A 14,258-nucleotide genomic window follows, 5' to 3' on the forward strand; every position below is an offset into this window, starting at 1 on the left:
GCCGCAGCGGTGAATAGCAGCGAGTGGGCATTGTTCCAGAGACTCAAGGCGAGGGGCCTGGAGGTCGAAGTCGTCAGTGGTGGCCGGACGAAGTGGAATTGGCATCGGCTCAGTATTCCCAAGACCCACTGCCTGGACGCGGCCTGTGTGTGGCATGTGGACGCTGTGGAGTGCTGGAAGCAGCCGGTATTACAGGTGCAGGGCAGGGAGCGCGGCAGGTATCAGCGCACACGCCTCACGAAGTACGGCTTCCCGCACGTATACCTGACCAGAAGCAAAAGCGCCTTCGGGTTTCAGACCGGCGAGCTGATAGGGGCCGTGGGCAGAACCGGGAAGAAAGTTGGCACCTACCTTGGCCGTGTGGCCATCCGTGCCAGTGGAAGTTTTGACCTCCAGACCGGTAACGGACTGGTGCAAGGGAAGGCAAGCACCGATTCTCTACCTTGGTCGGGCGTGAAGATGGATAGGGTATTCGTGGACCAAGATAGCATTGGACAAAGGAGACTACGGGAACTAGGGCGGCTTACGCCGCCGCGCTATCCCTCCGGCATGAATGCCGGGGTTTCCCGCGCAACTGGATGAATTTCTCCAGTTTCATTCAAATGCAGTGGACATTTCGTTCTGACAGCTTCAAAATAATCAACATAAAAACAAGATAGCATTCAACCCTTTCATACCAATGACAAATATCATTTCCCCACAGATCAATCCAAGCCTGACAAAACTAATTCCTTACGAACCAGGCAAACCGATTGAAGAACTCGCCAGAGAATATGGCTTCAGTCCCAATGAAATCATTAAACTGGCCTCGAACGAAAATCCCTTAGGTCCTTCCCCATTCGCAGTGGAGGCAATCGCTAAAAATCTCCATAAAATCCATCTTTATCCAGACGGCAATGGATATGCTCTAAAAAAGGCTTTGGCCGCTTCTCTGGACATCGACATAGAGAACATCGTTTTAGGAAACGGATCGAACGAAATTATCGAATTGCTCTTTCATCTTTTTGCATCCTCATCAACAGAAGAAGTCATTTTTTCTAAATATGCCTTTGCCGTTTACAAGCTCATGGCTGAACTTTTCGGAGCAAGCTTTAAGGAAATCGATGACCTTTCCTTCTCTCATGATCTTCAATCGATGCTTCACTCCATAGGACCAAAGACCAAGCTAATTTTTATTGCTAATCCAAACAATCCCACCGGCACTCGAATTCCTAATGAACAACTTTACGAATTTTTGGACACTGTTCCTGAGCGTGTTGTCGTTGCAATCGATGAAGCATATATCGATTTTGTCCCCGATCCCCCCCAAACTCTTTCTTTTATCAAAAAAAGAGAAAATATCGTAATCCTCCGGACTTTTTCCAAGATGCATGGTCTTGCCGGTTTGAGAATCGGCTATGGTATAGCTCCAAAAAGCATCGCCAATTACTTGCAAAGAGCAAGACAGCCTTTTAATACCAATTTTCTGGCTCAAGTGGCTGCGACTGCAAGCCTTGAAGACAAACAACATATCCTCAAGACTCTAAAAATAACTGAAGAAGGGAAGAAAAGACTAGAAGATGGGTTCAATCGATTAGGGTTGCGTTTTATTCCTTCGAGTGCAAACTTTATTCTCGTTCATGTTGGAGATGGAGAGTATGTTTTTAAATCTTTTTTAAAAAAAGGAATCATCATAAGGCCAATGAAAAGCTATGGATTGGCCGAATGGGTAAGAATAACTGTTGGAACTCCTGAACAACTATCAAAATTGTTGGAAGCATTCCCTTCCATTCTGCTTCCCCTCCGTACGCTTAAGAAAAAGTGAACAAAAAGACTTTCCCAATAGATACAATTACTATTATTGGACCAGGGCTCATTGGAGGATCTATAGCGAAAGCAGTCAAAGAAAGAGGGCTATGCAAAAAACTAGCGATTGCAGCCAGAGAGGAAGAACTAGATATAGTAAAAAAATCTGGCCTTGAAGCTGATCTGTACAATCAACTTGCTTCTTCCATTGCAGGAGCCGATCTTGTTGTGATCTGTGTCCCTTTTGATGCTCTAAAAACTATTTTACTTCAAATTAAAGACCATATCGAACCTCAAACCGTTATCACCGATGTCATTAGTGTTAAAAAAGAAGTCATGACCCTGTTTTCTGAACTCCTTGGAGAAAAAGTAGAATGGATCGGAAGCCATCCGATGGCAGGCAGTGAAAGATCTGGTTTCGACGCTGCTAACAGCTTGCTCTTCGAAGGATCAATAACGATTCTTACCCCTGCCAATCATGTTTCTGCGTTGGCTATTGACTGCATAAAAACTTTTTGGGCGAAACTTGGCTCTATACCCATTGAACTCTCAGCAGAAGAGCACGATGCACTGGTTTCCGAAATAAGTCATCTTCCCCATCTTCTAGCCGCCGTTCTTATTGGATCGGTAAGCAGCCAAAGTCTCCAGCTTGTCGGCCCAGGATTTAAAGACACAACCCGCATTGCTGCAGGCTGTCCAAGATTGTGGAAATCCATATTAATGGCCAATCGGCATTATGTTCAGAAGGTGGGAGAAAAATTTATTCTACAATTTCAAAATGCATTGCACATTCTGCAGCAAGGAGATGAAAAAGCTCTTTTTGAACTATTGAACAAGGCACAGGCTATTAGAAAAAGATTAGAGAAAAAATAAATCGTTCTTATATTTCATAAAAAATAGCGCTATGCATCTGCCCTTTAGTCTATTTCTAGCCCTTCGGTATCTGCGTCCAAGAAGAAGTTTTGTCTCGGTTATAACTCTTTTGTCAGTTCTTGGAGTCAGCTTGGGGGTTGCTGTCCTGGTTATCGTCCTTTCTGTAATGGCTGGATTCAGTCTTGAACTTGAAAAGAAGATAATCGGATTTAATGCTCACCTAGTGGTATCCAATGGAGAAATTCTCTCCCGACCTCAAGCTATCATGGAACTTGTAGAGAAAGATCCGCTGGTTGTTGGGGCAGCTCCATTTGTCAGTGGACCGGTAATGGTTGAGTACGCCAGCCGGATCACTACGCCTATTTTACGCGGCATAAATATTGATCTAGAAGAGAAGGTCATACCAATAAAAAAATTTCTTATTGCCGGCAGTTATGACTTGGAAGGAGAGTCAGTTATCGTTGGGGAAGAATGGGCCAAGCATAGCGACGCTTACCTTGGAGATAAAGTCCTGATTTATGCCCCTCGACACTTCCAGGCTTTCAGAGACAATTACCAAAAAGGCAAACAAACTACTATCTTGCCTTCAGAATTTACCATTACAGGTATTTTCCGGACTGGCCTTTACGAATACGACGCCAGTTATTTTATAACCTCCTTAGCCAACGCCCAATATTTGTACAGTCTTGGCAACGGCGTGCACGGGGTTTCTATTCGTATTCAAAATCCTTTAGCTGCCAATAAAGTCAAAGAACGGCTGAATCTTCGACTTCAACCCCCTGAAGAAGCTTTGACGTGGATAGATCAAAATAAACCTCTTTTTTCGGCGATCGCTATCGAGCGCATCGCCATGACTTTCATTTTGTTTTTTATAATCATCGTAGCCGCTTTTGGATTGTGCAGCACACTTATTACAATTACTGTCCAAAAAAGCAAAGAAATCGGTCTACTGAAGGCCCTAGGTGCTAGAGATGATCAAATCCTTTCCATTTTCGTTCTGCATGGATTTATTGTTGGTGTTTTCGGTACCCTACTAGGACTTGTCTTAGCCAGCTTCTCCCTATATTATAGGAACAGCTTTAGAGATTTTATTGGAAAGCATTTAGGCATCGACCTTTTTTCGGCCGATGTGTATCATTTTTCAACAATACCGATGGTAATAGATCCTCTACTGGTTACCGGCATAAGTTTTGGGGCTATTTTCATCTGCATATTGGCGGCTTGGATCCCTGCAATGAATGCAGCGAAGTTAACTCCAGCAAAAGCGCTGCGTTATGAATAATTATGTTCTTGAAGCTCGTTCCATCAGCAAATCCTATATACTTGGCTCAGCCTGTATTGAAGTGTTGTCTAAACTTTATGTTCGATTCGAAGAAGGCCTTTTTTTTACCATCCAGGGGGCCTCAGGATCAGGCAAAACGACTCTTCTGCAACTCCTTGGAGGATTAGAAAAACCAGATAAAGGCTATATCCTTTACCGAGGAGAGAATATATTGCAACTATCTGCCAAAGAATTAGCCAAATGGCGGGCAGAAACAATAGGATTTGTTTTTCAATCTTATCATCTCCTGCCAGAGCTTTCGGCTCTTGAAAATATTGAACTGCCCGCATTAATCATTGGAAAAGGAAACCAAAAAAAAGCTATGGAACTATTAGAAGCCGTTGGACTTGAGAAAAGAGCCAACCATCGACCCAATGAGCTCTCGGGAGGCGAACAACAAAGAGTAGCTATTGCCAGAGCTTTAAGGAACGATCCTCCAGTGATTCTAGCCGACGAACCAACAGGAAACCTGGATGGAGAAACTGGTAAACAGATCATCAATCTGCTCTTATCCATTCAAAAAGAAAAAAACAAAACACTCATTCTTGTAACCCACGAAAGAGAGATTGCCTCTTTAGGAGATAAACAACTCTTGCTTAGTCATGGAAAAATAACGGAAATAGAAAGTAAGTTTTCAACTTAAATCTGAGGTATTTCCTTTATTGTCTGTCTACCTTATGATTGATCAAATAAAATGAAGGAAACGGTATTATGAAAATTTACATTAATGGTCTTTTTTATCCAAAAGAAGAGGCTAAAATTTCGGTATTTGATCATGGACTGCTTTACGGAGATGGGGTCTTTGAAGGAATAAGAGCTTATAACCGGCGTGTCTTTCGGTTAGAAAGGCATGTTGAAAGACTCTTTTATTCTGCCAAAGCCATAAATCTATCAATTCCTTTATCCCCTGAAGAGTTTTCCGAAGCTATTCTAGAAACCTGTAGACAAAACGAGATCGAGAATGGCTACATCCGAGCGGTCGTTACCAGAGGGATAGGCGATTTAGGACTTAATCCATTACACTGTCAAAAACCTACCATCTTCATTATTGCTGATAAAATTTTGCTTTATAATCCAAAAATCTATCAAGAAGGTCTTACCGTTCGGACCGTTTCCACACGCATATCCTCACATGGCTCAATCAGTCCAGCCATCAAATCCTTAAACTATCTCAATAAGATATTAGCAAAAATTGAAGCCAATCTTTCAGGAGCAGATGAAGGGCTTTTGCTCAACCAACTCGATCATATTGCTGAATGTACGTCTGAGAACATTTTTTTAGTTAAGAATGGCATCGTGATGACCCCCCCAGTGTCCGCAGGCCTCTTACCAGGCATTACAAGAGAAACCATCCTTACCTTGGCAAAAGAGATGGAATTGAAAACGGAAGAAAAGAATCTAGTCCTATATGACATTTGGACAGCAGAAGAGGTTTTTATTACTGGAACCGGTGCTGAAATTGCTCCTGTCGTCGAAGTGGATGGAAGACCCATAGGGAAAAGAAAGCCTGGCGAGATCACCCTTTTACTCATGAAAAAATTTAGAGAGTTGACACAGCATTCAGGCGTCAATATTTATGCCAAGGAAGACTCTTAAGCGACGCAGGTAAGCTTACTTGGTCCTTCTGCTCTCTGCTATTCTATTACACTGGGAAGTTTTTGGAAGTAGAGAGCTGATGCACCACCCTTGAGAAATTGTCACTTCCTCTCCGCAGCCGATTAGCCTGCATACTCTCACCACTCTAACAAGATCCTTGCGTTTTCCAAAACAGTGAGCAAGGCATCGGCACTACCTACTTTTATGCTTTTGTCGAAGGATACAGGCAGGACACTGCTAGAATGTCTATCACCGCACTCTATACAACAGCCAGGAGAGTCTATGCGGTCAATCGCCTCGCTCTATAGAGGTTGGATATTCCTCATCTCTCCTGCTTTTCTATTCAATCATTTGCTCAACAAGAAACTAACTCCCTTTGTGTTTAGTTCTCTAAGTTAAATATAGGCAGGGTTTAGAGTCTAGGGAGAAGGTAAATGCCAAGCCATGCTATAAGAGGAAGGTTCGGATTCCATACACAAACAATCAACTGCATCTTTCTTTTGTCAGTCAAAAGATTTCTGATATGATATAAGTAGTTAAAAACTAATTTTGTATTTTTTTAAATCTAGATAATAATAGTATCTATTCTTATGAAATGCGCTTTTTGTAATGAAATGGCTACTGTTCATCTCACCCAAATTGTGGGAGAGAAAATGCAGAAAATAGATCTGTGTGAGAAATGCGCCAAAGAGAAAGGAATCTCGGACTCTATGGCCTTTTCTCTAACCGATATGCTTCTTGGAGATGAAACGGCTAAAAATCATATTCATGAGGGGGAACTGAGTTGTCCTCAGTGTGGATTTACTGAAACCGATTTCAAGAAGACAGGAAGACTCGGTTGTCCTGCCTGCTATGAAACTTTTTCTGAGATTGTCGAAACCATTCTTAAAGACATGCATAAAGGGGTGGTTCATAAAGGAAAGACCCCAAAAAAGTTTGCAAAAGCCCAGTTTTACCAAACCAAAATCAAACGCCTTCAAGAAGATTTAAAGAAAGCTGTAGCCCAAGAAAAATACGAGGAAGCAGCTACAATTAGGGATGAAATAGCGCAGTTAGAAAATCTTATAAAATCCTAAATTTTGCTAGGGTAAATTTCTACCTCCTTCCTCAAAAGCTCTACTGTTTTAGGGTCGAAACGCTCAAATAGTTAAAGGGCACAAAACAGTAGCCAAAGATATGTTCTGGTTTTGTCTTCGTCCGCAACAATAAGCACAGATATTTTTTATAGTTTATAAGAAAGAACCAAATATTACATCACTTTTAAAACCGAGGTTATCATGGGAAAAAGTTTTATTGGAATCATTGGTCTTGGGGTTATGGGAAGAAATCTCGCCCTCAATATTCTTGATCATGGCTTTACTGTTTCTGGCTTTGACAAGGATCTCTCTAAATGCATTGCCCTCAAAGAAGAATCTAAGGAGATGGCTTCTTCTTATGACTCAGTGGAGAATTTTATTCATTCACTAGAAAAACCAAAAAAAATCTTATTTTTTGTTCCTGCAGGTCATATCGTGGATCAAGTCATTCAAGAGCTGCTCCCTTTTTTGGAAAGTGGCGATATCCTCATTGACGGAGGCAATTCCTTTTTCCGTGATACGGAAAGGCGACAAAAGGAGTTAAAAAACAGAAACATCTTTTTCATTGGCATGGGAACATCTGGGGGAGAAAGCGGTGCCCGTCATGGACCTAGCCTTATGATTGGGGGAGATAAGGAGGCCTATGAACAGTTGAGAACGTTGCTAGAGGCCATCTCGGCGAAGGTAGAAGGAGAGCCTTGTGTGGACTATATGGGTAGAGGGGCAGCAGGTCATTATGTAAAGATGGTTCATAACGGAATCGAATATGGAATCATGGAATTAATAGCAGAATGTTACGACTTTGCGCATAGAGTCCTCAAGTTGGATGAAAAGAAAATTTCAGATCTTTTTGAACAGTGGTCTAAGGAAGAACTTGCTAGTTATTTGATGGAAATAACAGTCCATATTTTACGAAAAAGAGATGATAAGTCCAACGACCTTTTGTTAAATAAAGTCCTCGATGTTGCTAGGCAACTTGGAACAGGCGCCTGGACTTCTGAAGAAGCTTTTTCACTCCAAGTCCCTGCCCCAACCATTGATGCAGCTGTTACCATGCGGAACCTTTCTTCTCGAGTTGAAGAGCGAAAAGCGTATGTAGAGCGTTTTAAATCAGGCCTAGCAAGTGACATTTCAGAAGAAACTTTTGCTTCTCCTTTTTATGAAGAGCTAAAGAAAGCCCTCTTTTTAGGCATCATTTCTACGTATGCCCAAGGTTTTTCCTTATTGAGTGAAGCTTCCAAAAGATACGATTATTCACTTGAGATGGAGAAAGTGGCTAAAGTTTGGAGAGGAGGATGCATTATCCGTTCGCAGTTTTTAGAAAAAATTCGCCTGGCTTTCCAAAGCAACCCTCAATTATCCAATCTATTATTAGATCCTAATATTTTTAGTGAAATAAAAGAAAAAAACCTCCTTAGATCTTTGCGAAACTTCTGTTTATACGCAATTAAAGTCGGCCTACCGGCCTACGCTTTTCTTTCCACCCTAAGCTACATTGATGCGTTCCGAAGCGAAAAATTACCAGCAAATTTAATACAACTCCAACGAGATTATTTTGGTTCCCACACCTACGAAAGAATTGATCTGGAAGGAACGTTTCACACAATTTGGGAATAACTTGACTTCAAGTATGAAATTTTCTCAAGATAGCCTATATGAAAATCGCTTTAGGGTCTGATCATGCAGGATTTCATTATAAAGAGAAGGTAAAAAAATTCTTAGAAGAGTCTTGTCTAGAAGTCATTGATTGCGGAACATTTGCTGCTGATCCTCCAGTAGATTATCCCGATTATATAAGACCAGCTGCCTTATTGGTCGCCCAAGGAAAAGCCGATAGAGCAATCGTTTTCGGAGGTTCGGGCAATGGAGAAGCTATGGTTGCCAACAAAGTCAAAGGGATACGTTGTGCCTACTGTTTTAATGAGGAATCGGCACGCCTAGGCAGGCTCCATAATGATGCAAATGCTATCTCTATGGGAGAAAGATTAATTTCTGAAGAAATGGCTTTGAAGATAGTTAAAATTTTTCTAGAAACCCCTTTCGAAGGCGGTCGGCATATTCAACGAATCAAAAAAATGATGGATTACGAAAATGTCTAGAAACTTTCTACCATCTAGACGCAAACTTTCAACTTTCCTTAAATCATAGAGGGCTGTTCCTTTACTAAAGGACTTTACTAAAGGACGGTGTCCATGGCTTGAAGGTTAGAATAGTGTCCTAACCATCCCTAGATTTTCTAAAAAATACACATATCTCTCTTACTATTAGCCTCTGGCGGGTAAAAGAAGTAGCGCTTCTGGAGGCTCAGTCATTTGCAGCTCCTTACCAAAGGTATTGTTATTTAGTGCAGGGCCAACCCATCCATTGGAGAAGCGTCTGTAACTGTTTTATCTCCTTTGCCGCTGCCGCTCGTTCTACTTCCTTGCGGCCGATTCTGCGTAAATCATACTTTCTTAGTGGCTTTCTTCCTAACCATTCCGTTAGATTTCCCTGTTCATTGCCAAAATGTCTCCGCAAAAATCCTTCATAATCGGGTTCTTGCCAGATAATGAGAAAGCCGTTTTTTTGGGCTTTTTCTTCTGCTTTCTGACATTCTATTGGATTTTTGCTACACAGATCCTTATCCATGAGAATCGCCTTTTTCATTTTTTTGTAGGAGTTCATTTTTGCTTCTTTGATTGCTGTTTGAATCATTTTACTCAGCCCACCCCCGTTTAGAACAAGAGCTTTAAGAAAAACGGCTAGATTCTGTTCCTCTGCCAGCTCGTTAAGACGGGCTACGTATGCTTGCTCGCTTTTGCCTTCACAAGCCACAAATATACCTTTTTTCTTGGTTCGTTTCCTCATCCAATGTTTGGGAGAGCACCATAGGCACCATGCCAATAGCCTCGCACAAAGTCTTCCCCTTTAGGGATATCTTTAATGTCAGCCAGCCGGTACATCCTGGTATATCCTTCTTTTGGGGTTTGCTTGCAGAAAAGGATTTCTTCTTTTTGAAGTTCCTTTAGGAGTAGAATATTGTGGCAGCTAAAGAATAGCTGAGCATTTAAGGGATTCGTTTCGGGATCCCAAAACCAACTGACAATCTCCCGAAGCACTTCCGGGTGAATGGAAGCATCAAGCTCATCAAGAACAGCGATCCCTCCAGTCCCCAAAGCTATCCAAAGAGCCGGGTAAGAGCGAAGAAAGGATTGGGTGCCATTACTTTCAAAAACCCATGGAATCGATTCAGTTAAGCCCTCATGTATAAAAGTAAGGTCATTGGAAGAAAGCGTTAGTTCAAGAAGTCCTAAATCCAGCCGGCGCAGTTCCCGGTTGGCATCTTCCAGAAGTTTTGGGTTCTTTTGAAACAGAGAAATCAGCCGCTGAACAGACAGATCTTCCTTAACCCACAAAAGATTGGACCAAACTGTCTGCAAAGCCTTATGGACCTCAATGGCTATCTGATGCCCTAGCTGTGCATAGGTGGAAATGACGCTTGCGTTTGAACGGACTTTGAAAATGGGAGGGGTTTCGGATTTAAATGGGAAGATTGGAAACAAATCGCTTCCTTGGACAATGCCATCACATCCCCGTTCAAATACTAGAAAGGGCTTCCGTTCCGTGCTGGGATGGTAGAAAAGAGATTCTTTTGTGACCGATCCTTCCTGGCCTTGAATCTCAAGCCCATACCGATACACTCCCGCTTCTGCTTCTCTTCCGGGAAATAACGATCTTAATCCGATTTCCACTGCAAGCCGCGTTGGCTTTTTTGCCCAATCTTCCTTTTTAAACTGAAAAGCCGGCAGCGGCTGAGTTGGTGAAAGGGAGAAGAAGCTATCTCTAGCAAACCAAGCCAAAAACGCAATTGCCCGAAGGAAAACTGTTTTTCCCGAAGCATTTGGCCCAAAGACAGCTACCACCTTAGGTGCCCGTTTCTTAGAATTTGGATAGATTGCTGCAAAATGAGGATCCTCATCAGGGACTCGTAAGGAAAAATTAATCTCTAGTCGTTCGGCTACGGAGAAAAAATTTTCGATTTCTAGCCGGAAAAGCATGTTTTGCTTAATCTTTTACTTATATTGAGAAATTTACTTGATATTTCAAAAGCTAGAAGGAGAGTTTTTTTAACTTTTTCTATGCAACAATGACTAAAAGAATGGCAAAAGAGAAGCGCACTCAGAGGGATTCGAACCCCCAACCCTCGGTTCCGAAGACCGATGCTCTAGCCGTTGAGCTATGAGTGCATGCAGCTAAAAATATAATACTAATGCCACAAAAGAATGAAAAAGGGAATACGATAGCATCTATTATTTTCTTGTTAACAATTTTTAAATTTAATAAATTTCAAACTTGATATCCAAACGCAATTTTAGTTTCTCTTTACGATTTTCGGAAGGAATGTCTAATTTTATTTTTTATTTGGTTTCTTTTCTATGTTTGCCTTTGGTCATTTGCCATCTTCAGGCTTCTCAAAATGAAAAAGGAATAGACCAAGGGTATAGTTCTACGGGTCTTCGGATTAATTATTCAGAAATACCCGGATATCATTTAGAAGATATAGTTGTAGATACAGATTCAGGTGAAATCCCTGTTTCTGGAGCTACAGCCATAGCGATAAACCCAATCGAAGATACCCTGCTACTTTTGACAAGCGGCTACAATAAGCATTTTAATCCAAATGGACAAGCCATTGCTGAGCAATCTAAAGAATATATCTTTATTTACGATATCTCACGAGGCTATCCTCAAAAAATGGCTACGGTGAGTGTCCCCAACGCTTTTATGGGGATCGATTGGAATCCAAATGGAAGGGAATTTTATGTATCTGGCGGCATGGACGATGTTATTTATGCTTTTAAAGGTTTTGAACAACATTGGTCCATTTCTCGTCCTCCTCTAAGCCTTAATCATTCGAAAGGAAATGGGATTGAGACTAAACCAGTTGTTTCTGGCCTTCGAGTCAGTCCAGACGGGAAATTCCTTGTCTGTGCTAATTTTACTAATGATTCCATTAGCATGATCGATTTAGAAAATTGGAAGAAAATTGGAGAACTTGATCTACGTCCTGGGAAAATCGATCCTAGATATGTCGGAACTCCGGGTGGGGAATATCCATTAGACATCGCTTGGATAGGCAATGATAAAATTTATGTTTCAAGCCTTAGAGATAGAGAAATAGACATCATAAGCTTCGAAAATAACCTCATGAAATTTTCCAAAAAACTCTATCTTCAAGGCCAACCGAATCGAATCATTGTCAACAGCACTTTTAATCGAGCCTATATTACTGAAGATAATGCTGACCGATTAACTATTATCGATACAAGCATCGACAAAGTCATAGAATCCATCCCGACAATGGGACAACCTTCTTGGAAGTTGCTCCAAGGCGCTGCTCCCAATAACCTCTCACTCGATCCTAGCGGCAAGTTCCTTTATGTCACTAATGGTGGAATGAACTGTCTTTCACTCATCAAACTAAGCCCCTATGCTCAAGGGATCACAAAAAAGAAAAATCCTCAATCCAAAAGCGAGCTTTTATGCCTCATTCCAACAGGCTGGTACCCTTCTGCCGTGGGCCTACGATCCGACGGAAAATGGATTTATGTCTGTAATTTTAAAAGCCGATTTGGCCCAAACAACGAACAATGGGAAAAACCAATAGCGTTAAATAACGATTTTTTTAAAAAGTGGTTATCGAAAAATCAATTTATCCTACAAAAATACTATTCGACTCTTTTGAGTTTTCCTCAACTCAAAGCTAACACTTATAAAACTCTTACGGAAGCTGTCATTGAAAATAATCATCTAAAAGAAACTTCCAAAGAGTCACTTTCTCTTTTTAGCAAACTCCACACTCTGGTGCATCATGTCCTTTATATTATCAAAGAAAATAGAAGTTACGATCAGCTTTTTGGCGATCTGAAATCGGGTAATGGAGATCCAAATCTTGCGATTTTAGCACCCTATGCCCCCAATCACAGAAAACTGGCCTCTCAATTCGTCCTTTTAGACAACTTTTTTGATAGTGGAGAAGTGAGCGGCAATGGTTGGCTTTGGAGTACGGCAGCGAGGTCCTTAGACATCACTGAAAAAACTGTTCCACTCCACTATAGTGGTCGTGGCATCACTTATGATTGGGAAGGGATGAACAGAAATATCAATATTGGGGAATCGTCTTTTGAATCCAGAAAAAAAGCTGATCCACTTTTACCCAAAGATCCAGACATTCTCCCAGGAAATAGCGATATTTCTGCTCCCGATGGACCAGAAGGAGAGTTAGGGCTGGGATATCTCTGGGACGAAGCAATAAGAAAAGGAATCTCCATACGAAATTATGGGTTTTTTGGAGATTTGACTCGATATCATTTACCCAAAGATCATCCCTCATTTATTCCTTTAGCTAGGAATCCCTACAAGGAAAATATCGTTCAATTTTTCCCAACTAAAGTTTCCCTAGCTAAAGTCAGTGATCTTTTTTACCGCGGATTCGATATGAAATACCCAGATTTTTGGAGGTTTAAAGAATGGGAAAGGGAATTTGATGATTTTGTAAAAAATCATAATCTTCCTACGCTGGAACTAATAAGGCTTCCCCACGATCATTTTGGATTATTTGGTCAAGGAATAGATAAAATTGATACAGTAGAAACTCAGATGGCAGACAATGATTATGCCCTTGGACTCATTGTTGAAAAGATCGCCCATAGCCCTTATAAAGATGACACTCTTATTTTTGTGATTGAAGACGACGCGCAAAATGGAGTTGACCATGTGGATGCCCATCGAAGCATAGCACTGATTATTGGTCCATATGTTAAACAAGGAATTACTATCTCCACTAGATACACAACAATTAATCTTATCAAGACCATTGAAAAAATTCTTGGTCTGGGTCCATTATCTCTTTTCGATCAATTTTCTCAACCTATGAGCAATATCTTTGATTTGAAACAAAAAAACTGGTCTTATACAGCAATCATTCCAGAAATACTGAACACGACCGATCTTCCTCTTCCGAATAAAAAACCAATCCAACATCCAGCTCATGATAGCGCGTTCTGGAACGCGTTGATGTCAGAGGAAGATTTTTCCAACGCAGATCAATTGGATGTCGATCGCTTTAATAAGGCTTTGTGGATAGGGTTGAAAGGAAATAATCAACCCTATCCTCGTTTAAAATTAAAAATAAGAACTAAAAATGCTTTCGACAAAGAAATTAAGGAATAATTTCAGCATCTTCAATCAGATGATACCCATCTGCACTGACTAATTTGCCTTTGACCGTGACTTTTTGGTCGGCATACTTGGCGGCTTCTTTCCCTATTGGCTTATGTTCTCCAACAATTATATATAGTTTTCCATCTTCTCCCTTCAATCCAGGGGGCAAACCAGCATTAAGACAAGTACGGCCACATTTCATGTGCTTTTCACCACGAGCAGCATGATCGATATAACAGACCAAATCGACTAGTTCTCCTTTAACAGTTACCTGTTCAGCTGCAAATAACCAAGAGCCCTGAAAAGCAACAAGAATGAGAGCAAAAATAAATTTTTTCAATGCTTACCTCCTTGAGAATTAGTAATTTATATATTTTTTCATACCATAGTATGTTCTCAAAAAA

The 14,258-nt window shown here is 41.1% G+C and carries 12 protein-coding genes, 1 tRNA gene and 1 pseudogene; 10 read left to right on the plus strand and 4 right to left on the minus strand.

Annotated elements, in window-relative coordinates:
* The 9 genes and pseudogenes from A7Q09_RS10695 to A7Q09_RS06625 all read left to right on the plus strand — a co-directional run.
* Positions 1 to 582, plus strand: a pseudogene (locus tag A7Q09_RS10695) (HNH endonuclease); the annotation flags it as partial.
* 97 nt (positions 583 to 679) lie between these two features.
* On the plus strand, positions 680 to 1,804 hold the full coding sequence (hisC, locus tag A7Q09_RS06590) for a histidinol-phosphate transaminase (protein ID WP_134390499.1): 1,125 nt from the start codon (positions 680 to 682) through the stop codon (positions 1,802 to 1,804).
* On the plus strand, positions 1,801 to 2,658 hold the full coding sequence (locus A7Q09_RS06595; protein ID WP_134390500.1) for a prephenate dehydrogenase/arogenate dehydrogenase family protein: 858 nt from the start codon (positions 1,801 to 1,803) through the stop codon (positions 2,656 to 2,658). The genes hisC and A7Q09_RS06595 overlap by 4 nt, the downstream gene beginning before the upstream one ends.
* A 31-nt stretch (positions 2,659 to 2,689) precedes the next feature.
* The gene (locus tag A7Q09_RS06600; RefSeq protein ID WP_134390502.1) at positions 2,690 to 3,940 is read left to right on the plus strand and encodes an ABC transporter permease; all 1,251 of its coding nucleotides are present in this window, start codon (positions 2,690 to 2,692) and stop codon (positions 3,938 to 3,940) included.
* Positions 3,933 to 4,622 carry an ABC transporter ATP-binding protein gene (locus A7Q09_RS06605; protein ID WP_134390504.1) on the plus strand — a complete coding sequence of 230 codons (690 nt, stop codon included), beginning with the start codon at positions 3,933 to 3,935 and terminating at the stop codon, positions 4,620 to 4,622. Before A7Q09_RS06600 ends, A7Q09_RS06605 begins: the two co-directional genes overlap by 8 nt.
* A 68-nt stretch (positions 4,623 to 4,690) precedes the next feature.
* Positions 4,691 to 5,575, plus strand: a complete 885-nt coding sequence (ilvE, locus tag A7Q09_RS06610) for a branched-chain-amino-acid transaminase (protein ID WP_134390506.1) — start codon at positions 4,691 to 4,693, stop codon at positions 5,573 to 5,575.
* Between the two features lie 590 nt (positions 5,576 to 6,165).
* A complete protein-coding gene (locus A7Q09_RS06615) occupies positions 6,166 to 6,651 on the plus strand; it encodes a UvrB/UvrC motif-containing protein (protein WP_134390508.1) in 486 nt (161 codons plus the stop codon).
* A 201-nt stretch (positions 6,652 to 6,852) separates the two neighbouring features.
* Positions 6,853 to 8,268, plus strand: a complete 1,416-nt coding sequence (gene gndA / locus A7Q09_RS06620; RefSeq protein ID WP_134390509.1) for an NADP-dependent phosphogluconate dehydrogenase — start codon at positions 6,853 to 6,855, stop codon at positions 8,266 to 8,268.
* Between the two features lie 38 nt (positions 8,269 to 8,306).
* A complete protein-coding gene (locus A7Q09_RS06625; protein ID WP_134390511.1) occupies positions 8,307 to 8,750 on the plus strand; it encodes a ribose-5-phosphate isomerase in 444 nt (147 codons plus the stop codon).
* A gap of 238 nt (positions 8,751 to 8,988) precedes the next feature.
* Here the strand turns inward: A7Q09_RS06625 and A7Q09_RS06630 are convergent, their stop codons facing one another.
* The 3 genes from A7Q09_RS06630 to A7Q09_RS06640 form a co-directional block, all read right to left on the minus strand.
* The gene (locus A7Q09_RS06630) at positions 8,989 to 9,498 is read right to left on the minus strand and encodes an RloB domain-containing protein (protein ID WP_134390513.1); all 510 of its coding nucleotides are present in this window, start codon (positions 9,496 to 9,498) and stop codon (positions 8,989 to 8,991) included.
* A complete protein-coding gene (locus tag A7Q09_RS06635; protein WP_134390515.1) occupies positions 9,495 to 10,688 on the minus strand; it encodes an ATP/GTP-binding protein in 1,194 nt (397 codons plus the stop codon). Before A7Q09_RS06635 ends, A7Q09_RS06630 begins: the two co-directional genes overlap by 4 nt.
* A 116-nt stretch (positions 10,689 to 10,804) precedes the next feature.
* A tRNA-Arg gene (locus A7Q09_RS06640) sits at positions 10,805 to 10,877 on the minus strand.
* Positions 10,878 to 11,031: 154 nt separating this feature from the next.
* Between A7Q09_RS06640 and A7Q09_RS06645 the strand changes: the two genes are divergently transcribed.
* On the plus strand, positions 11,032 to 13,863 hold the full coding sequence (locus A7Q09_RS06645) for a bifunctional YncE family protein/alkaline phosphatase family protein (protein ID WP_134390517.1): 2,832 nt from the start codon (positions 11,032 to 11,034) through the stop codon (positions 13,861 to 13,863).
* Here the strand turns inward: A7Q09_RS06645 and A7Q09_RS06650 are convergent.
* Positions 13,853 to 14,194 (minus strand): hypothetical protein, encoded by a 342-nt coding sequence (locus A7Q09_RS06650; protein ID WP_009058221.1) that lies wholly within the window; start codon positions 14,192 to 14,194, stop codon positions 13,853 to 13,855. The genes A7Q09_RS06645 and A7Q09_RS06650 overlap by 11 nt on opposite strands.
* Between the last annotated feature and the right edge of the window lie 64 nt (positions 14,195 to 14,258).

Source organism: Methylacidiphilum sp. Yel, assembly GCF_004421185.1.
Lineage (GTDB): Bacteria > Verrucomicrobiota > Verrucomicrobiia > Methylacidiphilales > Methylacidiphilaceae > Methylacidiphilum.